This window comes from Streptomyces zaomyceticus (assembly GCF_014656215.1).
In the GTDB taxonomy this organism is placed as follows: domain Bacteria; phylum Actinomycetota; class Actinomycetes; order Streptomycetales; family Streptomycetaceae; genus Streptomyces; species Streptomyces zaomyceticus.
In genome coordinates, this window is record NZ_BNBZ01000001.1 from 395,635 (window position 1) to 420,201 (window position 24,567).

General features: G+C 72.3%; 20 protein-coding genes. 4 read left to right on the top strand and 16 right to left on the bottom strand.

Features of this window, described 5'->3' with window-relative positions:
- Positions 1 to 31: 31 nt before the first annotated feature.
- The gene (locus tag IE311_RS01720; RefSeq protein ID WP_189829682.1) at positions 32 to 1,354 is read right to left on the bottom strand and encodes an esterase-like activity of phytase family protein; all 1,323 of its coding nucleotides are present in this window, start codon (positions 1,352 to 1,354) and stop codon (positions 32 to 34) included.
- Positions 1,355 to 1,595: 241 nt separating this feature from the next.
- Positions 1,596 to 2,462, bottom strand: coding sequence for a CYTH domain-containing protein (locus IE311_RS01725; RefSeq protein WP_189829683.1), 867 nt, complete (start codon positions 2,460 to 2,462; stop codon positions 1,596 to 1,598).
- Positions 2,463 to 2,716: 254 nt separating this feature from the next.
- Between IE311_RS01725 and IE311_RS01730 the strand changes: the two genes are divergently transcribed.
- Positions 2,717 to 3,868 carry a winged helix DNA-binding domain-containing protein gene (locus IE311_RS01730; protein ID WP_189829684.1) on the top strand — a complete coding sequence of 384 codons (1,152 nt, stop codon included), beginning with the start codon at positions 2,717 to 2,719 and terminating at the stop codon, positions 3,866 to 3,868.
- Positions 3,869 to 3,946: 78 nt separating this feature from the next.
- On the opposite strand, the gene IE311_RS01735 is transcribed toward IE311_RS01730, so the two are convergent.
- The 5 genes from IE311_RS01735 to IE311_RS01755 are packed head-to-tail and all read right to left on the bottom strand — an operon-like array spanning position 3,947 to position 8,829.
- Positions 3,947 to 4,621 carry a potassium-transporting ATPase subunit C gene (locus IE311_RS01735; RefSeq protein ID WP_189829685.1) on the bottom strand — a complete coding sequence of 225 codons (675 nt, stop codon included), beginning with the start codon at positions 4,619 to 4,621 and terminating at the stop codon, positions 3,947 to 3,949.
- A gap of 5 nt (positions 4,622 to 4,626) precedes the next feature.
- Positions 4,627 to 6,744, bottom strand: coding sequence for a potassium-transporting ATPase subunit KdpB (gene kdpB, locus IE311_RS01740; RefSeq protein ID WP_189829686.1), 2,118 nt, complete (start codon positions 6,742 to 6,744; stop codon positions 4,627 to 4,629).
- On the bottom strand, positions 6,741 to 8,405 hold the full coding sequence (gene kdpA, locus IE311_RS01745; RefSeq protein WP_189829687.1) for a potassium-transporting ATPase subunit KdpA: 1,665 nt from the start codon (positions 8,403 to 8,405) through the stop codon (positions 6,741 to 6,743). The genes kdpB and kdpA overlap by 4 nt, the downstream gene beginning before the upstream one ends.
- 8 nt (positions 8,406 to 8,413) lie before the next feature.
- A complete protein-coding gene (gene kdpF, locus IE311_RS01750) occupies positions 8,414 to 8,503 on the bottom strand; it encodes a K(+)-transporting ATPase subunit F (RefSeq protein WP_033204243.1) in 90 nt (29 codons plus the stop codon).
- Complete coding sequence (locus IE311_RS01755) at positions 8,500 to 8,829, bottom strand: hypothetical protein (RefSeq protein WP_189829948.1); 330 nt, start codon at positions 8,827 to 8,829, stop codon at positions 8,500 to 8,502. The genes kdpF and IE311_RS01755 overlap by 4 nt, the downstream gene beginning before the upstream one ends.
- 148 nt (positions 8,830 to 8,977) lie before the next feature.
- Between IE311_RS01755 and pucL the strand changes: the two genes are divergently transcribed.
- Entirely contained in the window at positions 8,978 to 9,895 is a 918-nt protein-coding gene (gene pucL, locus IE311_RS01760) for a factor-independent urate hydroxylase (RefSeq protein WP_189829688.1), read from the top strand.
- Positions 9,896 to 9,904: 9 nt separating this feature from the next.
- Here pucL and crcB read toward each other — a convergent pair whose 3' ends face one another.
- Positions 9,905 to 10,258, bottom strand: coding sequence for a fluoride efflux transporter CrcB (gene crcB / locus IE311_RS01765; RefSeq protein ID WP_189829689.1), 354 nt, complete (start codon positions 10,256 to 10,258; stop codon positions 9,905 to 9,907).
- Positions 10,255 to 10,683, bottom strand: coding sequence for a fluoride efflux transporter FluC (locus tag IE311_RS01770; RefSeq protein WP_189829690.1), 429 nt, complete (start codon positions 10,681 to 10,683; stop codon positions 10,255 to 10,257). Before IE311_RS01770 ends, crcB begins: the two co-directional genes overlap by 4 nt.
- A 362-nt stretch (positions 10,684 to 11,045) precedes the next feature.
- Here IE311_RS01770 and IE311_RS01775 point away from each other — a divergent pair, with 362 nt between their 5' ends.
- Positions 11,046 to 12,308, top strand: coding sequence for an IS701 family transposase (locus tag IE311_RS01775; RefSeq protein ID WP_189829691.1), 1,263 nt, complete (start codon positions 11,046 to 11,048; stop codon positions 12,306 to 12,308).
- A 7-nt stretch (positions 12,309 to 12,315) separates the two neighbouring features.
- Here IE311_RS01775 and IE311_RS01780 read toward each other — a convergent pair whose 3' ends face one another.
- From IE311_RS01780 to IE311_RS01795, 4 genes are all read right to left on the bottom strand, one after another.
- Positions 12,316 to 14,364: a helix-turn-helix domain-containing protein gene (locus tag IE311_RS01780; protein WP_189829692.1), complete on the bottom strand. Its 2,049-nt coding sequence runs from the start codon at positions 14,362 to 14,364 to the stop codon at positions 12,316 to 12,318.
- 189 nt (positions 14,365 to 14,553) lie between these two features.
- The gene (locus IE311_RS01785) at positions 14,554 to 15,435 is read right to left on the bottom strand and encodes an AfsR/SARP family transcriptional regulator (protein ID WP_189829693.1); all 882 of its coding nucleotides are present in this window, start codon (positions 15,433 to 15,435) and stop codon (positions 14,554 to 14,556) included.
- A gap of 465 nt (positions 15,436 to 15,900) precedes the next feature.
- Positions 15,901 to 16,368: an anthrone oxygenase family protein gene (locus IE311_RS01790; protein ID WP_189829694.1), complete on the bottom strand. Its 468-nt coding sequence runs from the start codon at positions 16,366 to 16,368 to the stop codon at positions 15,901 to 15,903.
- 187 nt (positions 16,369 to 16,555) lie between these two features.
- Complete coding sequence (locus IE311_RS01795; protein ID WP_189829695.1) at positions 16,556 to 18,178, bottom strand: vWA domain-containing protein; 1,623 nt, start codon at positions 18,176 to 18,178, stop codon at positions 16,556 to 16,558.
- Positions 18,179 to 18,393: 215 nt separating this feature from the next.
- On the opposite strand from IE311_RS01795, the gene IE311_RS01800 reads away from it, so the two are divergent.
- Positions 18,394 to 19,113: a helix-turn-helix domain-containing protein gene (locus IE311_RS01800; protein ID WP_189829696.1), complete on the top strand. Its 720-nt coding sequence runs from the start codon at positions 18,394 to 18,396 to the stop codon at positions 19,111 to 19,113.
- A gap of 44 nt (positions 19,114 to 19,157) precedes the next feature.
- Here the strand turns inward: IE311_RS01800 and IE311_RS01805 are convergent, their stop codons facing one another.
- The 3 genes from IE311_RS01805 to mmsA form a co-directional block, all read right to left on the bottom strand.
- Positions 19,158 to 20,033: an ABC transporter permease gene (locus IE311_RS01805; protein WP_189829697.1), complete on the bottom strand. Its 876-nt coding sequence runs from the start codon at positions 20,031 to 20,033 to the stop codon at positions 19,158 to 19,160.
- The gene (locus tag IE311_RS01810; protein WP_189829698.1) at positions 20,030 to 22,783 is read right to left on the bottom strand and encodes a CocE/NonD family hydrolase; all 2,754 of its coding nucleotides are present in this window, start codon (positions 22,781 to 22,783) and stop codon (positions 20,030 to 20,032) included. The genes IE311_RS01805 and IE311_RS01810 overlap by 4 nt, the downstream gene beginning before the upstream one ends.
- Before the next feature lie 267 nt (positions 22,784 to 23,050).
- Complete coding sequence (gene mmsA / locus IE311_RS01815) at positions 23,051 to 24,562, bottom strand: CoA-acylating methylmalonate-semialdehyde dehydrogenase (RefSeq protein WP_189829699.1); 1,512 nt, start codon at positions 24,560 to 24,562, stop codon at positions 23,051 to 23,053.
- Positions 24,563 to 24,567 lie beyond the last annotated feature (5 nt).

Here is a 24,567-nt window from a genome sequence, read left to right on the forward strand (position 1 = left end):
GCCCCCGCCGGCGGCGGGGGCCGTCAGGTTGTCAGCGGAGCGGGCGCGGGAGACTTACCCGGACCAGGGTGGTCTCCACGTCGCTGTCGACGAGGCGGCCGTTCGCGTCGAAGGCCCCGGGGCCATCCGTCATGCCGAAGTCGTTGTCGTTGAGGAGGGCCAGGGTCGAGGAGCCTTCCAGCGCGATTCCCTCGATCTTGCCGGGGACTCCCTCGACCGTGTTGAAGTCGATCACCAGGCGCTTGCTCAGGAGCGGCGCGTCGGTGGCCTGTTCCAGCGTGGGGGTGGCCGTGGTGTCCCAGGGCGAGCCGAGGATGTCGGCGCCGCGGCGGAGGCGTACCTCGTAGACGCGGGAGGACTTGTCGGTGCGCTCCTGGACGAGGAGGCGGTCGCCGCCGAGTGCCACGATCGAGGAGATCTTCAGTTCGGACGTCTTCGTCTGGCCGGGCTCGACGACGCCGACCGGGTCGAAGCCGTAGGCGTACTCGGCCGTGACCCGGTTCTTGCGGGGCGAGAAGCGCAGCAGCCGGGTCGTGCGGGAGTCCTCGCCCGCGGTCTTGTCGGGGTTGAGCAGCGGGCTCTGCAGCGCCATGACCAGGTCGCCGTCGGGGAGCAGCGCGAGGCCCTCGAAGCCGCGGTTGACCTTGCGCTTGAGGAAGACCGCCGGGAGCGACTCGATCACCGGGTAGTCGGTGCCGGTCAGACCGAGTCCCGCGGGGACGTGGCGGGCCAGGACCCGGCCCTTGGCGGAGACGTGCACGAGCGAGGGGCCGTACTCGTCCACCAGCCAGAAGCCGCCGTCCCTGTCCCGTACGAGACCCTCGGTGTCGAGGCCGTTCGGGTTGTACGCGAGCGGGGTCGTGGCGCTGTAGTCGTACGGGGCCTCGTCGCGGCCCGGCTGGTTCGGCAGGCCGGTGACGGGGGCGCCGGAGGCCGTGGTGAGCGGGATGGACTTCAGGACCTCGATGCGGCCGCCGACCGCGCGGACCTTCACGATCGCCGGGTCGAAGCCGGGGACCGGGAAGGTGCGCCGCTTGTCCTTGCCCACCGCTATCTGGCCGTTGGGACCCCGGTCGGTGACCGTCCAGTACTCGCCGCGCCGCTCGGCCGGGTACAGGTCGCTGCCGATGCCGCCCAGGTCGACGTTCCGGTCGTCGGCGACGCTTCCGGGCAGCAGGCGGTTGCTGAAGCCGGCCAGCGGGATGTCCGGCAGGGTCGAGGTGGAGACGACCCGGGCTGCGGAGTGGTGCCGCGCCGGCTCCGCCTCGGCCGTACCCATGACCACCGAGAGCGCGAGCGCGGTGGACAGCGGCAGGACCACGACGGCAGGCCGGCGCAGGAGGCGCGGATTCATCTGAACTCCCTTTGAACACATGGATGTCGCCCGTGGAGGCGCCTCATGGTCCAATTCCGGCCACAACGGTGGGCGTCCTGTGTGCGACGGCGAGGGGAGTCCTGGGTGAACGGGTGACTCGGGGCGGCCGAACCGACCGAGCCGGGCGCACGCCCGCGCCCGGTGCGCCCGCCCGCGCCCGGTGCGCCTCCCGGTCCGGTCGGTGTCCTCGATGACCGTGACCTCGGTGACTTCGGTGCGCTCAGTAGCGGTCGAGGATCAGCTGCGTCTTGAGGATGTCCCCGTGGTACAACCAGCCGTTGGCCTCGGCGACGGCGATCGCGTCCCCGTGCAGGTCGGCCGCGTCGGCGTACGAGTCGGTCTTGAGCGACAGCTCGACCACGTACTCCGTGCCCGTCCCGCTCGCGCCGACGACAGGCAGCACCTCGATGCTCGCGTCGTCCGAGGCTCCCCAGGCGCCGCCGTACACCTTCGCGGTCACCGGGCCGTGCGCGCGCGAGGCCTGGAGGGTGTCCGCGCCCCAGCCGGCGCCGCGCCAGTCCTCCAGCTTGCCGGGGATGTCGTTGACCAGCCAGCCGCGGCCGGTGGTGCTCGTCGGCAGCGAGGTGCCCGAGTAGCCCTTGGCGCTGTGGCTCTTCTCGTTGCTGAAGCTGAGCGTCTGCTTGGCGTAGCCCCAGTCGACCTCGGCCTCGTAGTTGGTGTCGCCGCTGTCGAATCCGGCGGCGTTGGCCGTGGTGAGCGCGGCGTCGATGTCTCCGCCGGTGACGGGGAAACGCTTCTTGTACGTCTCCTCGAAGGAGGAGCCGTCCTTGTGGCGGAGGCGGACGCTCCACCCCTCGGCGTCGAGCGCCAGGGCGTCGGTGTCGTAGTAGCTGTACGAGCGGGCCTTGGCCGAACCGGTGATCCCGAACGCGGACCTGACCGCCGCGCTCGGGGCGTGGGAGGCGTCGAGCGCCGCAGCGGTGAGGTTGATCTTCACCTCGTACGTCGGGACGGCGTTGCTGGCGGCGTACGCGGGCGAGGTCGGGGCGAGGAGCGCGACGGCGACGGCGAGCGCGACGGCGGAACCGGCGGCGGCCGGGCGCGTGGCCCGGGAGGTGAAGGTCATGCGGCGATGGTCACGAGGGCGGGTGAGGTCCGCGTGTCCCCCGGACGTGGGTTCGGTGAACCGGCGACGTCCAGAACGCGCCCGCGCCCGTGCGACGCGCCTCCGCGCAGCGCGATGCCCTCCGCGCCGTGCACCGCATCTCCGCGCCGTGCGACGCGCCTCCGCCCCCGCGGCCACGCCCCTGCGGTGAGCGTCGGGCGCCGCAGGGGACCTCGGGGGACCTCGTGTCGTACCCGGGAGGGAGAATCGACGCCATGGGGATCACCGCGCGCGGACTCAACCGTTCCACTCTGGCCCGGCAGTTGCTGCTCGACCGGGAGACGATCGGCGTCGAGGACGCCGTGCGGCGAGTGGTGGCGTTGCAGGCGCAGCAACCGGGCTCGCCCTATGTCGCGTTGTGGAACCGCGTCGTGGACTTCGACCCGGCTCGGCTCGACAAGGCCGTGGAGAGTTACGAGTTGGTCAGATCGACCCTGATGCGGCTCACGCTGCACATGGTGCACGCCGAGGACTACCGGGCCTTCCGGGAGGGCATGGAGCCGACCCTGCGCGGCTCGCGGCTCCACGACCCCCGGTACAAGGCGGCGGGATTCACGGCCGCCGACGCCGACGCGCTGCTGCCCGACCTCCTGGAGTACGCCGGGGAGGCGCGGACGGGCGCCCTGATGCGGGAGCGTCTGGAGGCGGCGCGGGGCGGGCCGGTGGAGTCCGCGGTCTGGCGGATGATGCGGCAGTACGCACCACTGTGGCACGCGCCGACCGGCCCGCCGTGGTCCTTCGGTGCGGCGCAGTCGTTCGTGACGGCGAGCGCGCCGCTGCCCGTGCTCGGTGATCCGGAGGCGGCGGCGGCCGGGCTCGCCGTCCTGATCCGGCGCTATCTGGAGGGCTTCGGACCGGCGTCCGTACCGGACATGGCGCAGTTCACGCTGGCGCCGCGGGGGAAGGTGCGCGAGGCGGTACGGCTCGTCGAGGGCGAGCTCGAGCGGCTGGAGGGGCCCGACGGGGTGGTGCTCTACGACGTGCCCGGGGCGCCGCTCCCCGACGAGGACGTCCCGGCGCCGCCCCGGCTGATGGCGATGTGGGACAGCGTCCTGCTGGCCTACGCGGACCGCGGCCGCGTCATCCCGGCCGCGTACCGCAAGCAGGTGATCCGTGTGAACGGCGACACGCTGCCGACGCTGCTCGTCGACGGGTACGTGGCCGGGGTCTGGCGTCCCGTCGAGGGAGGTGTCGAGGTCGCGGCCTTCCACCCGCTGCCCGCACGGGTGTGGGAGGAGCTCGCGGGCGAGGCCGGGGCGCTCGGCGGCTTCCTCGCGGCCCGGGACCCCCGCGTCTACAGCCGGTACGACCACTGGTGGGTGAAGGGGCTGCCGGTGGCCGAGACCCGGGTGCTCCCCGCCCTCTGACGGTCGCGGACCGGCCGTGCGCGGCGCCCTTCCCGGCCGCGGATCACCCCGGCGCCGCGCCCTTCCCGCCGCCGCGGATCACCCCTTCGCCGCCACCAGCTCCTTCAGCGCGATGTTGAGCCGCAGGACGTTGACGCGGGGCTCGCCGACGAAGCCGAGGATGCGGGCGTCGGTGTGGTCGGCGACCAGCCGGTCGACCGCCGCGACGTCCAGCCGGTTCCTCTCGGCGATCCGGTGGACCTGGAGCTTCGCGTACTCCGGGGAGATGTGCGGGTCCAGGCCGGAGCCGGAGGAGGTGACCGCGTCGGCGGGGACGTCCGAGGGCTTCACCTCGTACGAGGCCGTCGAGTTGTCCTTGATCACGGTGGCCTTCGCGTCCTTGACCCACCCGATCAGCTCCGCGTTGTCGCCCGCGCGGTTCGTGGCACCGGAGAGGATGATCGAGTACCGGGTGTTGACGCTGTTGGAGCCCAGGCCGTTCGACGGGCGCGGCTGGAACCACCTCAGGTCCGGCGCAGCCGTCTCCTCGCCCTCCTTCAGCGGCAGGCGGTAGGTCTGGCCGATGAGTTCGGAGCCGACGACCCGGCCGCTCGCGTCGGTGACCTCGGAGCCGTTCGCCTTGCCGGGGAAGGCCACTTGGGCGATGCCGGTGACGGCGAGCGGGTAGAGGACGCCGCACACGACGGTGAGGACGAGGAGGGCGCGGAGGCCGGCCCAGAGCAGGCGTCCGGTGCTTCCTACGGAGTTGTTCATGATCGTCAGCCGATCCCGGGGATGAGGGAGAGAAGGAGGTCGATGATCTTGATGCCGATGAACGGGGCGATCAGGCCGCCGAGGCCGTAGATCCCGAGGTTCCGCCGCAGCATCGAGTCCGCGCTGGACGGCCGGTAGCGCACGCCCTTGAGGGCGAGGGGCACGAGCGCGACGATGATCAGCGCGTTGAAGACGACGGCCGAGAGGATCGCGGACTCGGGCGAGGTCAGGCCCATGATGTTGAGCTTGTCGAGGCTCGGGTAGGCGACGGCGAACATCGCGGGGATGATCGCGAAGTACTTCGCCACATCGTTGGCGATCGAGAACGTCGTCAACGCGCCCCGGGTGATCAGGAGTTGCTTGCCGATCTCGACGATCTCAATGAGCTTGGTCGGGTTGGAGTCGAGGTCGACCATGTTGCCGGCCTCCTTCGCGGCCGACGTGCCCGTGTTCATCGCGACACCGACGTCCGCCTGGGCGAGCGCGGGTGCGTCGTTCGTGCCGTCGCCGGTCATCGCGACCAGCTTCCCGCCCGCCTGCTCGCGCTTGATGAGGGCCATCTTGTCCTCGGGGGTGGCCTCGGCGAGGAAGTCGTCGACGCCCGCCTCCTCGGCGATGGCCTTCGCGGTCAGCGGGTTGTCACCCGTGATCATGACCGTGCGGATGCCCATGCGGCGCAGCTCGTCGAACCGCTCCCGCATGCCCTCCTTCACGACGTCCTTCAGGTGGATGACACCGAGGACACGCGCGCCCCCGTCGTCCTCCAGAGCCACCAGGAGCGGCGTGCCGCCGGCCTGGGAGATCCGGTCCGTGAGCGTCTGCGCGTCCTCGGAGACACTGCCGCCCCGCTCCTGCACCCAGGCCACGACCGAACCGGTCGCACCCTTGCGCACCTTGCGTCCGGCCCCGTGCTCGACGAGGTCGACGCCCGACATACGGGTCTGGGCGGTGAACTCGACCCACTCGGCGCCGGCGAGTTCGCCCTGGTGGCGCTCCCGGAGGCCGTACCTCTCCTTCGCCAGGACCACGATCGAGCGGCCCTCGGGCGTCTCGTCGGCGAGCGAGGAGAGCTGGGCGGCGTCGGCCAGTTCGGCCTCCGTCGTCCCGGCCACCGGGGCGAACTCCGCGGCCTGGCGGTTGCCGAGGGTAATGGTGCCCGTCTTGTCGAGGAGCAGGGTCGACACGTCGCCGGCCGCCTCCACCGCGCGGCCGGACATCGCCAGGACGTTGCGCTGCACGAGCCGGTCCATGCCGGCGATGCCGATCGCGGAGAGCAGCGCGCCGATCGTCGTCGGGATCAGGCACACCAGCAGGGCCGTGAGGACGATGAGGGAGGTCTGCTTGTCGGCCCCGGCGTAGATCGCGAAGGGCTTCAGGGTGACGACCGCGAGCAGGAAGACGATGGTCAGCGAGGCGAGCAGGATGTTGAGGGCGATCTCGTTCGGCGTCTTCTGCCGGGCCGCGCCCTCGACCAGGTTGATCATGCGGTCGATGAAGGTCTCGCCGGGCTTCGTCGTGATCTTGACGACGATCCGGTCGGACAGCACCTTCGTGCCGCCCGTCACCGCGCAGCGGTCGCCACCGGACTCTCGGATCACGGGGGCGGACTCACCGGTGATGGCGGACTCGTCGACCGAGGCCACACCCTCGACGACGTCGCCGTCGCCGGGGATGATGTCGCCGGCCTCGCAGACGACCAGGTCGCCGATGCGCAGCTCCGTACCCGGGACCCTCTCCTCGTCCGTGCCGGTGATCCGGCGGGCGACCGTGTCCGTCTTGGCCTTGCGCAGGGTGTCGGCCTGGGCCTTGCCGCGGCCCTCGGCGACCGCCTCCGCCAGGTTGGCGAAGACCGTGGTCAGCCACAGCCAGGCGGTGATCGCCCAGCCGAACCAGTCCCCCGGGTTCATGACCGCGAGCACCGTGGTCACGATCGAGCCGATCAGCACCACGAACATGACGGGGGACTTGACCATGACCCGCGGGTCGAGCTTCCTGATCGCGTCCGGGAAGGACGTGACCAGCTGCTTCGGGTCGAACAGTCCGCCGCCGACGCGTCCGGTCTCGGCCGGCCGGCCGCTGGGCGCCCCGGACTGCGGGGGCCGGGTGGGAGTGATGGCGCTCATGCTGCGAGCCCTTCGGCGAGCGGTCCCAGCGCGAGCGCCGGGAAGTAGGTGAGACCGGTGACGATGAGGATCGTGCCGACCAGCAGGCCGGTGAACAGCGGCTTCTCCGTCCGCAGGGTGCCTGCCGTCTCCGGGACGGGCTTCTGCTCGGCCAGCGAACCGGCCAGCGCGAGGACGAACACCATGGGCAGGAACCGGCCGAGGAGCATCGCGATGCCGATGGTCGTGTTGAACCACTGGGTGTCCGCGTTCAGACCGGCGAAGGCCGAGCCGTTGTTGTTGGCGCCCGAGGTGTAGGCGTAGAGGATCTCGGAGAAGCCGTGCGCACCGGAGTTGGTCATCGAGTGCGACGGTGTGTCCAGCGCCATCGCGACGGCGGTGAAGCCGAGGACGAGCGCCGGGGTGACGAGGATGTAGCAGGCGGCGAACTTGATCTCGCGGGTGCCGATCTTCTTGCCCAGGTACTCGGGCGTGCGGCCGACCATCAGGCCGGCGATGAACACCGCGATGATCGCCATGATCAGCATGCCGTAGAGGCCGGAGCCGACGCCGCCGGGCGCGATCTCGCCGAGCTGCATGCCCAGCATCGTGATGCCGCCGCCGAAGCCGGTGTACGAGGAGTGGAAGGAGTTCACCGCTCCCGTCGAGGTGAGCGTGGTGGCGACCGCGAAGATCGACGAGCCGGCGATGCCGAACCGGGTCTCCTTGCCCTCCATCGCGCCGCCGGCGAGGTCGAAGGCCGGGCCGTGGTGGGCGAACTCGGTCCACATCATCAGTGCGGTGAAGCCGACCCAGATCGTGGCCATCGTGCCGAGGATCGCGTACCCCTGCTTCAGTGAGCCGACCATGCGGCCGAAGGTCCGCGTCAGCGCGAAGGGGATCACCAGGATCAGGTAGATCTCGAAGAGGTTGGAGAGACCGTTGGGGTTCTCGAAGGGGTGGGCCGAGTTGGCGTTGAAGTAACCGCCGCCGTTCGTTCCCAGCTCCTTGATGACCTCCTGCGAGGCCACCGCCCCGCCGTTCCACTGCTGCGCACCGCCCGTGAACTGCCCGACCTCGTGGATGCCGGCGAAGTTCTGGATCGCGCCGCAGGCGACGAGGACGAGGGCGCCGATCACGGAGATCGGCAGCAGGATGCGGATCGTGCCCCGGACCAGGTCGGCCCAGAAGTTGCCCAGCTCACCCGTACGGGACCGGGCGAAGCCGCGGACGAGGGCGACCGCGACGGCGATGCCCACCGCCGCCGACAGGAAGTTCTGCACCGCCAGGCCGCCGGTCTGCACGACGTGGCCCATGGCCTGCTCGCCGTAGTACGACTGCCAGTTGGTGTTCGCGACGAAGGAGGCGGCCGTGTTGAAGGCCTGGTCCGGGTCGATCGACACGAAGCCGAGCGAGCCGGGCAGCGAACCCTGCACCCGCTGGAGCAGATAGAGGAAGAGGAGGCCGGCCGCGGAGAAGGCGAGGACACCGCGCAGGTACGCGGGCCAGCGCATCTCCACCGACGGGTCGGCACCGATGCCCTTGTAGATCCACTTCTCCACCCGGAGGTGCTTCTCGGAGGAGTAGACCCGGGCCATGTGGTCACCCAGCGGGCGGTACGACAGGCCGAGCGCGACCAGAAGGGCGAGGAGCTGGAGGACGCCGGCAAGAACGGGACTCATGATCGGCCTCAGAACCTCTCGGGCTTGACGAGGGCGAGGACGAGGTAGCCCAGGAGGGCGGCGGCCACCAGCAGACCGACGATGTTCTCGGCACTCACAGCTTGGCCACCCCCTTGGCGATGAAGGCCACCAGCGCGAAGACCGCGATCGTGGTGACGACGAAGGCCACGTCGGCCATCGTGAGCTCCCGGATGCAGGAAGAAGGAAGAAAGGGTTCTCGGACGAGAAACGGATTCTCGGACGAGATGAGGAAACCTCTCCCCGGCCGCCTCGCCGCCTCCGTTGACGTGCCCCTAACGCCGCCCGAGCCCGTCTTGACGCGTCCCGTACGTCCGGGTGACCCGGCCCACAGGTTCCGGGCTCCCCCGGGTTCGGCGCCCACCCATTGCCACTGGCCGGAAGGGGACATATCTTCGAGCGACACCTACGGACCGGGATGCTCGTCAGTCCCGGGGCGGCCCGCCGTTCACGGGCCGGACGGCGGGGAGCGGAACCCTCGGGGACGACGGGGACGCTGGACGCCGGGCGTACGGGATATCCGTATCCACGTACCCGCAGGAGCTGAGCAGCACATGAGCAAGCACGTCCTGGCGCAGAACCAGTACGGCAAGGCCGAGAACCGCATCGTCGCCGTGACCCGCAAGGGCAACGACGGCGCGTGGCACGAGATCCGCGACCTGAACGTGTCGGTGGCGCTGCGCGGCGAGTACCGCGACGTCCATCTGACCGGCGACAACGGCAACTGCCTGCCGACCGACACCACCAAGAACACGGTCTACGCCTTCGCCAAGGAGCACGGCGTGGCCTCCCCCGAGGCCTTCGGCATCCTCCTGGCCAAGCACTTCGTGACCTCGCAGGCGGTGATCCACGAGGCGCAGATCCGGGTGGAGGAGTACGCCTGGGAGCGGATATCCGTCCCCACCCGCAAGGAGCAGCACTCCTTCGCCCGCAAGGGCCAGGAGGTCCGCACCGCGCAGATCACCTACTCGGCGAACACCGGGCTCCAGGTCCTCTCGGGCCTCAAGGACCTCACCGTCATGAACTCGACGAACTCCGAGTTCCACGGCTTCATCAAGGACAGGTACACGACGCTCCAGGAGGCGTACGACCGGATCCTCGCCACCAAGGTGACCGCCCGCTGGGCGAACTCGGCGCCGGCGGCCGCGGACGAGGAGCACGACTGGGACCGCTCCTACCAGAAGGTGCGCCGTCACATGCTGGAGGCGTTCGCGGAGACGTACAGCTACTCGCTCCAGCAGACGCTGCACGCGATGGCCGACCGGGTCCTCGACAACGTCTCCACGGTCAACGAGGTCCGGCTCAACCTGCCGAACAAGCACCACTTCCTGGTGGACCTGGAGCCCTTCGGCCTCGAGAACGACAACGAGGTCTACTTCGCCGCGGACCGGATGTACGGCCTCATCGAAGGCACCATCCACCGGGACGGCGTGCAGCCGGTGATCGCGACCAGCGACTGGATCACCGCCTGAGGCGGCGGATCACCACAGCCCGGCCGTCTCCACTCCCAGCCATACGGCTCCGAGCCCGGCGGCCAGGCTCCCGGCGACGTTGAGCGCCGCGTACCCCTTCGCCCCGTCCTCGTACAGCTTCAGCGTCTCGTACGAGAAGGTCGAGTACGTGGTCAGCGCCCCACACAGGCCCGTGCCGAGCAGCAGATGGACCTGGGCCGAGGTCACCCCGGTGAGCAGCCCGAGGACGAAGGAGCCGACGACGTTCACGAGGAACGTGCCCCAGGGGAAGCCGGGGCCGAACCGGGCCCGCGCCGCGCGGTCCGTGAGGTAGCGCAGGGGCGCGCCGACGGAGGCTCCGGCGATCACGAGCAGCCAGTTCACGCCCGCCCCCTCCTCGGGTGCACGGCCCTGGTGACGGCGACCCCGGCACCCACGCCGAGGAGCGCGGTGACCGCGGTCGCGCCGAGGTAGAGCAGACCGCGCGTCGGGTCGCCCGCGCTCAGCAGCCGCTCCGTTTCGAGGCTGTACGTGGAGAAGGTGGTGAACCCGCCGCAGAACCCGGTGCCGAGGAAGGGGCGGAGGAGCGGGTGCGGGGGCTCGGACGACCACTCGGCCGGCCGCTCCGTCAGGAGGACCATCAGCACACCCAGCAGGGCGCAGCCGAGCACGTTCACCGTGAACGTCGTCCAGGGGAAGGCGCCTTCGGGGGTCGGCCACAGCAGCCCCGCGCCGTAGCGGGCGGTCGCGCCGAGGGCGCCGCCGGCGGCCACCACCCCGGCGACCGGCAGTTCGGCGCGGAGTCGCATCACCCCAGCCTACGAGGGACGGATCAAGGCGAGGCGCACAGGCACGAACCCCGGCCTGGGGCATTAACCGGAGTCCGGCCCGTGCAGCCTCGCTCTGCGATGGTCCGGCCACGCCCTGCGACGGGTCAAAGCCGGGCCGGAGAGTCTGTCAGATCCCCCGAGGGGTATTCGGGAAGGCCTTCCCCGGGGTCCCCGCGGGGCGGGTGAAGACGGCTTCGACCTGCGACGACACGACGAGAGGTGGTCCGGCCACCATCCGGCGGCCGATTCGGGTGCCGGGTACACCTCGTCCCCGGGGGCGGGTACGGGCGACGGTGGTGGAGCAGCGGGAGGGAGCTGCGCAACCTTCGGGCAGGAGTGTCGTGAGTACATCCGTCGCAACCAAGCGCAGGGCCGTCACCGGGGCTGTCTCCCCGGCCGTTCCCCTGGGCGTCGTCAGGTCCGTCGGCGCGGCCGGCTCGCGCGAGGACGTCTACGCCGAGCTGTGTGGCGCGCTGTTCTCCGGCTTCCCGCGCCGTGACCAGCGCCTCAAGGCCGAGCAGTACCTGCACGGCCTGCTCACCGCGCAGGGCCGCAAGTCCATCCGCAACATCGCCGCGCAGATAGGTGGTCCCGCGGCCGAGCAGAGCCTGCACCACTTCGTCTCCAGCTCCACCTGGGACTGGCAGCCGATGCGGGCGTCGCTCGCCCGGTATCTGGAGCGGAACAGCTGCCCGCAGGCCTGGGTGGTGCGGCCCATGCCGATCCCGAAGGCCGGGGAGCACTCGGTGGGCGTGGACCGGCGCTTCGACCCGGAGCGCGGCCAGGTCTTCCACGGTCAGCAGGCCTTCGGGGTGTGGTTCGCGAGCGACGAGCTGAGCGTGCCCGTCAACTGGCGTCTGTTCCTGCCGGATCCCTGGGTGAACGACCGCACGAGGCGCGATCGTGCGGAGGTTCCCCAGGAGGCCGGCGAGGAGACCCTCGAGGAGTGCGCGGTCGCCGCGGCGCTGGACACGGCCCGCTGGTCCGACGTCAGCCGCAAGCCGGTGCTGCTGGACATCCGGGGCGGTGCGGGGCGGGCGGCCCTCACCCGGCTCGCCGGGGCCGGGGTGCCGGTCGTGGCCCGGATCGGTCCGGGGTCCCGGCTCGCGATCGCCGACCGTTCGCTGCCCGGTTTCGGGGCGGGGCCGCTGTCCGCCGTCCAGATCCTGGAGTCGCTCAAGGGGCTGCGCAGGCCGGTGAGCTGGGTGGACACCGTGGCCGGCGCGCGGACTTCGCGGACCTCGCTCGCCACCGCCGTCCGGGTGGCGCTGCCCACGCCGGGCGGGGAGCGGATGCGGCCGCTGGTGCTGCTCGGTGAGTGGGACGACCCCCGGCGTGCGCCGTCCCGGGTGTGGATCAGCGATCTGACCGGTTCGCCGGTCGGCTCCCTGCTGCGGCTGACGAAGCTGGCCCGCCGGGTGGAGCGGGACTTCGTCGAGGTCGGCGAGGGGGCGGGGCTGCGGGACTTCGTGGGCCGCTCGTTCCGCGGCTGGCACCGGCACATCACGCTGGCGTCGGCGGCCCACGCGGCGACGGTCCTGGCCGCCAGCGACTGGGAGTCGTCCTACGGCTCCGGCTACGGCTCGGGGCGCTCGGCGAGCTGAGGCTCTCTCAGTTCCCCCGCTCCGGCGGGCCCGGCAGCTGACGCGTCGGGTCCGCCGTCGCGCGGCCCCTGGCCAGCACCTCCCGGGTGCGCTGGAGGCGCAGCGCCAGCTGGACCTCCAGGACCTGGCCCGGCTTCTGCCACTCGGGGCCGAGGAGTTCGCCGATCCGCTCCAGGCGGCGCGAGACGGTGTTGGGGTGGACGTGCAGTGCCTCGGCCGCGTTGGTCGGGCTGCCGCCGGAGGCGAAGTACGCCTCCAGGGTGTGGGTGAGGTCGGTGAACCGCTCGGCGTCGTAGTCCAGTACGGGTCCTATCGCCGCCTCGACGAAGCCGTCCACGTCGTTGTCGTCGGAGAGCAGCAGCCCGAGGAAGCCCAGGTCCTGCACGGAGGCGGCCGAGCCGGTGCCGCCGAGCGCGCTCATCGCGTCCAGGCAGCGCCCGGCCTCCTGGTGCATCCGGGCGACACCGTCCGGGCTCCAGCCGGGTCCGGCGGCGGCGACCGAGACGGGGTGGCCGAGCAGCGGGGAGAGTTCGGCGGCGACGGCCTTCGCCGCGGCGGAGGCGTCGATGCCGGGGAGCAGCAGCACGATGCAGCCGCCCTGCACGGTCTTCAGACCGGTGAGGCGGTACGCGTACGAGGACGCCCACACCACGGCCCGGCCCTGCTCGCCGCCCTCCGGCCGCGCGAGGACGAGCACATGCGGTTTGCGCAGGTCGACGCCGAGACGGCGGGCGCGCTGGGCCATCTGCTGCGGTGCGTGCGGCGGGTCGGCGATGAGGTCGTCGAGGAGTTCGTCGCGTACGGGTCCCTCGGCGACGGCCGTGGAGCGCCGCATGAGGAGGAGGAAGGCGACGGACTGGGCGGCGAGTTCGAGGAGCCTCTCGTCCTCGCCGGTGAGGCCGCCGGCGGCACGGATGACGAGGCCGCCGAGGTCCTCGGAGCCGGCGAGGACGGGGGCGACCCAGGTGTCGTCGTCGGCGAGGACGGGGCGGCGCCGGGCGTGCGCGTCGAGCGAGGCCTTGGCGACGGCCTCCTCGTCGAAGCCGGGTATGTCTCCGGCGGTGGCGAGGAGACGGCCGCCCTGGTCGCGGATCATCACGGTCGCGTCGAGGGCGTCGGCGGCGGCCTTGGCGACGTTGCACAGGTCGCCGCCGGAGAGGACGAGGTTCATGATGCGGCCGTGGGCCTCGCTGACGTGCCGCATCCGGGTCAGGCTGGTGCGCACCCGGGAGCTGTCCCGTTCCAGTTCGGAGACCTCGGCCCGGGTCCGGTCGAGGAGTCCGGCCTTCTCGACGGCGAGGGCGGCGAGGTCGGCGAGCGCGGCGAGGAGCCCGATCTCCTCGGCGGTGTGGTCGCGGACGCGCCGGTCGGCGCCGTGCAGGGCGCCGATGACGGTGTCGCCGCTGCGCAGCGGGGCGGCCATGATCGCGTGCAGGTCCTCGCCGCGCAGGGCTGCTTCGGCGGCCTCGTCGAAGGCCGGCGCGTGGACGCCCGCGTCGAGTGAACCGGAGGGGGCGAAGCGCTCGTCCGCGAGGTAGTCGGCGGTCCAGACGGGCTCGCCGTGGGCCTGGACGGCGCCGCCGAGTCCGTATCCCTCCGCGATCCTGAGCCCGGGGGCGAGCCGCGGCCCCTCGGTGCCGTGACCGGCGCGGGAGCCTTCGGTGGTGTGGACGTAGCAGGCTCCGTGCGGGCCGCGGAGGGTCACGTACGCGAGGTCGAGGCCGAGGAGCCGGCGGGCGCGGCGGGTGATGACGCGCAGCAGGCTGTCGAGGTCGTAGGAGAAGGTCAGGTCGCGGGCGGTGTCGGTGAGGGCGGCGATTCCGGCCTCGCGACGGGCGTCCTGTTCGCGGGCGTCCCGCTCCCGGCCTTCCCGGACCTCGTCGGCGAGGGCGACGGCCCGTTCGAGGCGGGCGAGTTCCGTGTCGGGGAGTCCGGCGGTCCGGGCCTCGGCGAGGAGGGTGTCGAAGTGGGCGGGCGGGGCCTGCCGGGCGAGCAGTTCGAGGACCGTGAGCAGCGCGTCGGCACCACCGGCTCCGTCCGCGCCGTGCAACGTCATGGCCCCATACCCCCGTGGTCGAGCGAAATCGGGCACCTGGGAGGAAACCCGTCCTGCTCGCCGAAACTAATTCGGCTTCGGGAGTCGGTCAACGGTGAGTTGCCGCACTTCATTCCCCGTCACGGCCCCGCCGTGACGGCGCGGTTCCCACCGCGGTCCGCATGGCGGTACCGGCGTTCCGTCAGGTGGTCAGCCGACGGAACCCGCGGGTACGAGCCCGGCCCTGACCGGGCTGTACTGGGCGGGGACGCGGGGCGCGTACACGGGACGGACCGTGGTGTTCCGCACGGCGAGGACCGAGCGCTGGAGGCGGCGGAGCCGCGCGGAGGGCTCCATGCCGGTCTCCCCCTTCAGGGCCGCGCGCAGCCGCTCGTACACGGTGAGGGCCTCGTCGTACTGTCCGCAGCGCAGCAGGGCCACCATGTAGTGGGCGTGGAGCGGCTCGTTGGTGCGGTAGCGGGCGACGAGCCCGGAGAGCTCGGAGACGAGATCGGCGTGCCGGCCGAGGCCCAACTGCGCTTCGACCCACTGGTCGAGGACGCTCAGCCGGGAGGTTTCGAGGCGTTCGATCTCTCTGCGGAGCCGGGGCCCGGCGGCGACGCCCGCGTAGGGTTCGCCGCGCCACAGGGCGAGCGCCTCGCCGAGTCGGAGCGCGGCGCGCGGAAGGTCGCCCGCCTCCATGGCGCGGTAGCCGGCGCCCGCCGCGCGCTCGAACTGCCAGACGTCGTTGACCCCGCCACCGGTGTCGAGCCGGTAGCCGCCGGGCTGAGAGACGAGGATCGCGTCGGCGGTGCGCCGGTCGGACCAGCCGGGGGCGGGGTCCGCCGGAGCGGCACCGCGCAGCGCACTCGCGATGAGGGTGCGCAACTCGGCTATGTAGGACTGGAGTTCGGCGCGGGCGCCCCATGGAGCGCCGGACGGCCAGAGCTCCTCGGTGAGCACCGTCACGGGGACGACCTGGTCGGCACTGGCGGTGAGCAGGGCGAGGAGCTGCCGGGGCGCGGCCGATGTCGGGGTGATCGACACCCCCTGCTCACGTACCGACAGTCCCCCCAGAATCCGGACGTCCACCTTGCCCCCTCAGTGTCTGTGCGGTGTCAGCGCGCGGGTTGACTCTCGATGATTAGAAAAGACCCCCGTAGGCATGTCAATAAGAAACCGGAGGGTACGGAAACCCAACCCCGGATATCGGGGTCATTCACCCCCTTTGTAGGGGTATAAGGGCGGAGGATTTTCGTCACTGGCGCAGACCAGTACATGCCGGAAGACTGTTTCCGGACTCGTAGGTACGCTTTCGCAGGGTCCTTGCGGATGCGGGAGAGGCCGACACGCGCGAGTTCACGCCAGAAACCGCCCGCCGGGTACGGTTCCGGAAGCGGCCCCTCCGGGACAGTCCGGACAAATACCCCGAGCGCTGCGGGGCCGACACCTGTCCGGCGGAGGGCTTCACGGCGGACGGCGCCGTCGAGGCCGACTGTGCGGCGGACGGCCGTGCGGCGGCGGCCGCGGGGCTACGCGACGGCGGCGGCTGCGGAGCTACAGGACGGCGGCGGCGGTCAGCAGGCCGAACGCGACGACGATCAGCGGCGTACGGATCCCGTGGAAACCGTTCCAGCGCTTCTCGAACGCGGCGCGGACGGCCGCCGGCCGGTCACCGGTGGCCTCCGAGGCGGCGAGGGCGTTGTTGAGCGGGATGTTCCCGCCGAGGGTGACCGCGTGGTTGAGGGCCGCGCACACGAGGCCCCCGAGGACCAGCCACTTCTGGGTGTCCGTACGCCCGTCGCCGGGGACGAAGAACGCGGCGACGGGGAAGGCGATCACACCGAGGAAGACGACCAGGAACACGCCCCTGGGCACGGCTTCGTTGATCCGGCGCATCACGGTGACGAACTCGGCGTCCGTCAGACGGGCGAGCGCGGGCATGATCCCGGTCTGGAAGATGAGCATGAATCCGGCGTACAGGCCGGTGCATCCGACGGCGAGGGCGAGCAACAGGGAGGCCATGCGGCCATTCTGACCCGCGAACGGCCGCCGTGACCCGCACACGACCGGTTCCGGTCCGGCCCGCCCGTCGCCCGCCGACCGCAGCACGGGGGCCGCGGCCGGCCCGCGCCGGCCTGCCGCCCACCGCCCGAGGCCTGCCACCCGAGGCCCGCCGCCCCGGGCCCGCCCCCGCGAACCGCCGCCCGCGTCAGCTGTAGGGGTCACCCGACTTCAACTCGCCCTCGCGCGTGGGCTCTCCGTCCGGCGCCCGACCCGGCCCCTCGGACCGTCCGAGCAACCGGTCGGCCTGCCGCACGGCCTCGGCCAGCTCCCGGACCACCGCCGAACCCGACCGGCCGGCGATCGACTCGGCGCGCTCCGCGAGCGCCGGGAGCCCCGGGGCGCCCGGCAGCCCGCCGCCCCGCAGCGTGTCCGCGAAGTAGGCGCTGATCGCCGTCAGTTGCAGACTGTCGTGCCCGCCGCCCCAGATGTCGGCGGTGAGACCTGCCGTCCCGACCGTGCCGGACCGCTCGTGCGGGGCGCGGGTCGCCGGGTCCAGCCAGCGGACGGTGGCGGTGGCCACCGGGCCGGTCGCGCCGGGCCTGGTCCGCACCGCGTACAGCGCGGTGACGGTGTGCCCGGCGCCGACCTCGCCGCCGTCGACCCCGTCGTTCCGGAAGTCCTCGTCGGCGACCTCCCGGTTCTCGTAGCCGATCAGCCGGAACTTCTCGACGGTCCGCCGGTCGAAGGAGACCTGCGCCTTGGCGTCGCGGGCGCGCAGCTCGACATGGGCGGGCAGCTGGTCGACGAAGACCTTGCGGGCCTGCGCGGAGGTGGAGACGTACGTGGTCTGGCCGTCGCCCCGGTCGGCGAGCCGCTCCATGAACGCGTCGCCGAACTCGCTGCCCACCCCGACGCCGAAGAGGGTGATGCCGTACTTCCGCCGCTCCGCGTCGATGCGTTCGAGGATCGTCCCCGCCTCGGTGGCACCGGTGTTGGCGAGCGCGTCGGAGAGCAGGACGACCCGGTTGGTGGCGCCCTTCCGGTGACCGTCGACGGCGACGTCGTAACCGGTGCGGACGCCCGCCTCGACATTGGTGGAGGAGCTCGTCGCGAGGGAGTTCACGACCTCGCGGATCCGGCCGCGGGCCTCCCCCACCCGGGTCATGGGCAGCCGGGTCTCGGCCGTGTCGCTGAAGGTGACGAGGGCGATCGAGTCGTCGTCGCGGAGCTCGTCGGTGAGCAGACCGAGGGATTCCTTGACCAGGTCGAGCCGGCCCGGCTCGTCCATCGATCCGGAGACGTCGACGACGAAGGTGAGGGCGGCGGGCGGGCGTTCGCCCTTCCTGTCCGCAGCGCGGGTGGCGAGTCCGACCCGGACGAGGGACCAGCCGTCCCGGTCGGCCCGGGCCCCGTCGAGGGTCACGCTGAAACCGTTGTCCGACGGGCGCGGATAGTCGGGACGGAAGCTGTTGACGAACTCCTCGGGCCGTACGGTCGCCGGGTCGGGCAGCCGCCCCTCGGCGAGGGTGCGGCGGGCGTAGCCGTACGAGGCGGTGTCCACGTCCAGGGCGAAGGTGGACAGGTAGTCGGGGGCGGGTGCCGCGGAGGGCCTGGCGTCCTCCCGTACGCCCTCCGGGTTCGCGCTGCCCGCTCCGTCGGGGGCCGCCGGGGCGGTGCGGCCGGTCTCGCGTGCCGACCGGTCGGCGGTGCCCGCGTCGTTCCCCGCGCCACAGCCTCCGACGGCGAGTCCGGCCGCGAGCAGACCCGCCACGGTGACCGAGAACCGGCCACGGCGGCGCACGTCCACCCTCTGGGTGTGTCGTTCCATGTCATCTCCCCCTCTTGGTAAGGCACTTGTGAATGTGACGAACGAGCGGCCCGCTGGGAGCAGTCGAAGGGGTTGCGGATGGATCTCGATGCGGCAACGGTGATCGCCGCGACAACCGGTGGCATGGATTCGCCATCCTTCTCAACAGGGGTTGTCACCGTGTGCAGTCGCATGCGTACATGGAGTGGACATCGATCGGGCGGGGGTGGTCAGCGGTGGCAGAGAGCGCGGGCTCCGTGATGCTCGCCCGTTCGGCGATGAACCGGGCCGCGACCGAGGGACAGCGGCCCGCGGGGCGCCCGGTCCGGGGTGCGCGGCGCATCAGCGCGGCGCTCGCCGGGCTGGCCGCTTCCACCCGGTACGAGCTGTTGACCTTCGACGACCCGGTCGCGTCGGCGGGCTGCGCGATCCCCGAGCCGTTCCTGGAACTCGCGGGAGCGTGCATGCGGGCCGCGGCCGAGCGGGCCGGCGAGGTCAGACGGATCGTGCCGCGCCATGCCCTGTCCGTACTGGAGGGCGGTCCGCGGATTCCCGGCCGGGCCCGTCTCGCGGAGTCGATCCCGTTCAAGATGATCGTCGTCGACCGGACGGTGGCCGCGGTCCCGCTCGACCTGGAGCTGCTCTACAACGGGCTGCTGCTGATCCGGGACCCGGTGGTCGTGCAGGCCCTGGCCCGGGCCCATCAGGCCTGCTGGGTGACGGCCGAGGAGCTGACGTACGCGCAGGTGCCCCCACCGCCGCCGTGCGATCTGCCACCTCAGCTGCGTCCGGTGCTCGACGCCCTTCTGTCGGGGGTCACGGACGAGACGGCGGCGGCCAGGCTCGGCATGTCCGCGCGGACGTACAGCCGCCGGGTGGGCGAACTGATGGCGGCCCTGGGCACGACGAGCCGCTTCCGCGCGGGCGCGGAAGCGGCTCGAAGGGGGTGGCTGTGAGAAGACCCCGAGCCCCCGGCGGCTCCCCGGGGTCCTCCTGGTGGCTACGACACGATGTCCTTGCGGGCGAAGCCTCGGAAGGCGAGCGCGAAGAGGACGAGGGCGTAGGTCAGCGAGATCGCCGTGCCCTTCACCATGCCGCCCCACTCCAGCTGCGGCTGGAGCGCGTCGATCCAGGCGAACTGCCAGTGCGCGGGCAGGTACTCGCGCCAGTCGCCGAGCGCGGTGACGGCGTCCAGGACGTTGCCGACGATGGTCAGGCCGACGGCTCCGCCCACCGCGCCCAGGGGCGCGTCGGTGCGGGTGGAGAGCCAGAAGGCCAGCCCCGCGGTGACGAGTTGGGAGGCGAAGACGAAGACGACGGCGACACCGATCCGGAACAGCGCGTCCCCGGCGGGCACCGAGCCGCCGGTGGGCAGCTGGAGCGGCCCCCAGCCGTAGGCGACCGTGCCCGCGGCCAGGGCCACGAGCGGAAGGAGCACCATCGCGGCGGCGCTGTAGCCGAGGGCGACCGCCAGCTTGGAGGCGAGCAGTCGCGCCCGGGGTACGGGCGCCGCCAGCAGGTAGCGCAGTGAGGACCAGCTCGCCTCGGAGGCGACGGTGTCCCCGCAGAACAGCGCCACCGGGATGACGAGGAGGAAGCCGGCCGAGACGAAGAGGCAGGTGGCCGCGAAGTTGGCGCCGGAGGCGGTCGCCGTGTCCATCAGGGTGATCCGGCCGTTGCCGCCGCCGTCCCGGTCGCCGCCGACCGCGAAGGCGATGATCAGGACGAACGGCAGGGCGACCAGGATCCCGCCCATCACGAGGGTGCGGCGCCGCTTCCACTGGCGCAGGGCCTCGACGCGCAGCGGCAGGGTGCGTCCGGCGCGGTAGCCGGGGGCGGAGTCCGCCGGGGCCGTGGGGGTGTCGAGCAGGCTCATGCGGCTCCTCCTCCGATCAGGGTCAGGAAGGCGTCCTCGAGACGCCGGTGCGGGCCGACCCCGGTCAGCGGCACGTCGAGACCGACGAGTTCGCCGATGAGGGCGGTCGGGTCGAGGCCGTCGAGGAGGACGAGGAGCCCGCCGTCGGTGCGGGTCGCCGAGCTGACGCCCGGCAGGGCGCCGATCTTCTCCACGAGGGCGTCGGGGACGCTCGCCCCGAGCGTCACCAGGAGGGTGTCGCCGGAGCCGGTGATCTCGGCGACGGGTCCGGCCTGCACGAGCTGTCCCCGGTCCATGACGACGAGGTGGGTGCAGGACTGCTCGACCTCCGCGAGGAGGTGGCTGGAGACGATGACGGTACGGCCGCCGGCCGCGTACCGGATCATCACCTCCCGCATCTCGCGGATCTGCGGCGGGTCGAGTCCGTTGGTGGGCTCGTCCAGGATCAGCAGGTCCGGCAGGCCGAGCATGGCCTGGGCGAGGGCGAGGCGCTGCCGCATGCCCTGGGAGTAGGTGCGGACGGCGCGGTCGAGGGCGCTGCCCAGGTTCGCGATGCGCAGGGCCTCCTCGACATGGGCGTCCTCGGCGGGGCGGCCGGTGGCCTTCCAGTACAGGTCCAGGTTCTCCCGGCCGTTGAGGTGCGGCAGGAAGCCCGCGCCCTCGACGAAGGAGCCGACCCGGGAGAGGACCGGGGCGCCGGGCCGGATGGCCTGGCCGAAGACCCGGATCTCGCCCTCGTCGGGGGTGATCAGGCCCATCAGCATGCGCAGGGTGGTGGTCTTGCCCGCGCCGTTGGGCCCGAGGAGACCGAGCACCTGGCCCCGCTCGACGTGGAACGACAGGTCCTTGACGCTGTACCGGTCGCCGCCCTTGTACTTCTTGGAGAGCCCGGTGATCCGGAGCGGCACGGAGGCGAGTTCGGGGTCGGGTGCGGGCGCGGTGGTGCGGCGGCGGGCCGTGAGCAGAAGCGCGGCGGCGACGGCCAGGCCGAGGAGCGGCAGGCCCCAGACCCACCAGGGCAGGGCGGCGGCCTGGGTGTCGAGGCCGGGCGCGGTGGGGACGGTCAGCGGGCTCTCGACGGCGACGGTGTAGCCGGCGGGGACGACCGGGGAGGCGTAGCCGAGGTCGGTGGCGGCGACGACGAGCCGGAGCCGGTGCCCGGCCTCCACCTCGTGGTCGATCGCGGGCAGGGTGAGCGTGACGCTCTTCCCGGCCTTGGCGCCCTCGACGCGGACGGGGGCGACGAGCTGGGCGGGCAGCACCTGCTGCCGGCCGTCGGGCCCGACGTCGTACACCTTGGCGAAGAGGACGGCGGAGCCGTCGGGGGCGGTGGAGGTGACCTTGACGCGGACGGTCGGCGAACCGGTGATCCGCAGCGGCTCGTTCTGCGGCTCGGCGTCGAACCTGGCGTGCTGGCCGGGGAAGTCGAGGGAGAGGCCGACGCCGAGGGAGGAGAGCCCGGCGACTCCGCCGCCGAGGCCGGGGACGGCCGAGACGGCGGGGGGTGCGGCACCGGCGGGGTTGCCGAAGGTCCCGGCCACCCGGGTGAGGGGGACGGCCGTGGCTCCGGCGTTGAGGCCCGGATAGCGGTCGGCGGTGGCGGCGCGCAGGGTGGCACGGCCGTCGGTGGAGTCGACGCCACCGGTGCGGCTCACCCGGAAGGCGGGGCCGGTGTCGACGGTGGTGTCGCGCTTGAGCCAGCGGTCGAACCAGGTGCTGATGCGCCGCTCGACGCGCTCGGTCTCGCGGTCGCCGCCGTCGTGGCCGCCGGCGATCCAGTCGACCGCGACGGGGGCGCCGTTGGCGGTGATCGTGCGGGCCATCGCGTCGGACTGGGCCAGGGTGAAGAGGGAGTCGGTCTGGCCCTGGACGAGGAGCGCGGGCACCTTGACGCGGGCCCCCACGGCGGAGGGGCTGCGGGCCTCCAGAAGGGCGCGGGCGGCGGCGTCGGGCTTCCCTGAGACGGCGACACGCTGGTAGAGGGAGCAGAGTTCGGCGGTGAAGCGCCCGCAGGAGGCGGGCTTCCCGGCCGCGGTCCCCGGGCGGGTGGCGCCCTTCGGTCCGCTTCCGGTCCCCGTCCCCGTCCCCGTTCCGGTCCCTTCGCCCGTGCCGGTGCTCGGCGCGGTCACGAAACCCGGACCGGCTCCCGCCCCGTTCCCGGCGGAGAAGAAGATCCCGGCCCAGAGCTTCTTGAAGACGCCCTCGGGGAACAGCGCGTCGGCGAGGTTCCAGTAGGTGATCTGGGGGGCGATGGCGTCGACCCGCGGGTCGTGTCCGGCGGCGAGCAGGGAGATCGCCCCGCCGTAGGAGGCGCCGGTGACGCCGACCCGCGGGTCGCCGGCCTTGTCGAGGAGGACCTCGGGCCGGGCGGCGAGCCAGTCGATCAGCTTCCGGGCGTCCTCGACCTCGTGGTCGGGGTCGTTGAGACCGATCTCGCCGGTGGAGGCGCCGAAGCCGCGCGCGGACCACGTGAGGACGGCGTAGCCGTCCCGGGCGAGCTGCTCGGCCTGGGCGCGGACGTCGTCCTTGGAGCCGCCGAAGCCGTGGCCGAGGAGGACGGCCGGCCGTCGCCCGTCACCGTCGCCGGTGAAGTACGAGGTGTCGAGCCGGGCGCCGTCGAGGTCGATCATCCGGTCCGCCCGGTGCACGGGCGGCGGATCGTCCGAGGCGACGGCGGTCCAGGTGCCGGCACCCGCGAGAACGGCGAGGACGGCGGTGACCGCGGCCCACCGGGGAAGTCGGAGTCGCATGGTGTCGAGCCTAAGCGGGCCCGCCGCGGACCTCGGCTGTCCGAGGACGGAGCCGCCCGCCCTCCTGGAGTCGTACGGTGCCGGGTCGGCGTACCACGGCTGCGGTATCCGCACGCCGCCGCCGGTGTCCGCCACCGGTGTCCACGGGCGTGTCCACGGGCCGTGCCCGCGAGGCGCGCGCGAAGCCGCCGGCCGACGGAGGCGGGACGGAAGCGGCCCCCGGGGCGCGCGGTCGCGTGTCCCGGGGGCCGGTTCGTTCCGGTGCTGTCAGTGGTTGCGCGGGAAGCCCAGGTCGACACCGGCCGGGGCGTCCGACGGGTCCGGCCAGCGGGTGGTGACGACCTTGCCGCGGGTGTAGAAGTGCACGCCGTCGTTGCCGTAGATGTGGTGGTCGCCGAAGAGCGAGTCCTTCCAGCCACCGAAGGAGTGGTAGCCGACGGGCACCGGGATCGGCACGTTCACGCCGACCATGCCGGCCTCGACCTCCAGCTGGAAGCGGCGGGCGGCGCCGCCGTCGCGGGTGAAGATCGCGGTGCCGTTGCCGAACGGGGAGGCGTTGATGAGGGCGAGGCCCTCCTCGTACGACTCGGTGCGCAGCACACAGAGCACCGGGCCGAAGATCTCGTCCTGGTAGGCCTTGGCCGTGGTCGGCACGTGGTCCAGGAGGGAGAGGCCGATCCAGTGGCCGTCCTCGTGGCCCTCGACCGTGTAGCCGGTGCCGTCGAGGACGACCTCGCAGCCCTCGTCGGCCGCGCCGTGGACGTAGGAGGCGACCTTGTCGCGGTGGACGGCCGTGATGAGCGGGCCCATCTCGGAGGTGGGGTCGGTGCCGGGGCCGATCTTGATCTTCTCGGCGCGCTCGCGGATCTTCTGGACGAGCTCGTCGGCGATGGAGCCGACGGCCACGACGGCCGAGATGGCCATGCAGCGCTCGCCGGCGGAGCCGTACGCCGCCGAGACGGCCGCGTCGGCCGCCGCGTCGAGGTCGGCGTCCGGGAGGACCAGCATGTGGTTCTTCGCGCCGCCGAGCGCCTGGACGCGCTTGCCGTTGGCGGAGGCGGTGGTGTGGATGTACCGGGCGATCGGGGTCGAGCCGACGAAGGAGATCGCGGAGACGTCCGGGTGCTCCAGGAGGCGGTCCACGGCCACCTTGTCGCCGTGCAGGACGTTGAAGACGCCGTCCGGGAGGCCCGCCTCGGCGAGCAGCTCGGCGATCTTCAGGGAGGGCGAGGGGTCCTTCTCGCTCGGCTTGAGGATGAAGGTGTTGCCGGTCGCGATGGCGATCGGGAACATCCACATCGGCACCATGGCCGGGAAGTTGAAGGGCGTGATGCCGGCGACGACGCCGACGGGCTGGCGGATGGACGCCACGTCCACCCGGTTCGACACCTGGGTGGAGAGCTCGCCCTTGAGCTGGGTGGTGATGCCGCAGGCCAGGTCGACGATCTCCAGGCCGCGGGCGACCTCGCCGAGGGCGTCGGAGTGGACCTTGCCGTGCTCGGCGACGATCAGCTCGGCGATGGCGTCGCGGTTGGCGTCGAGCAGCGCGCGGAACTTGAAGAGGATGGTGGTGCGCTGGGCGAGCGAGGAGGTGCCCCAGGTCGCCCAGGCGTCCTTGGCGGCGGCGACGGCGGCGTCGACCTCCTCGACGGAGGCGAGCGCGACCTTCGTGGTCACGGCGCCGGTGGCCGGGTCGGTGACCGGGCCCCAGTTGCCCGACGTGCCCTCGACGGTCTTGCCACCGATCCAGTGGTTGACGGTCTTGACGGTGTTCGTCATGACGA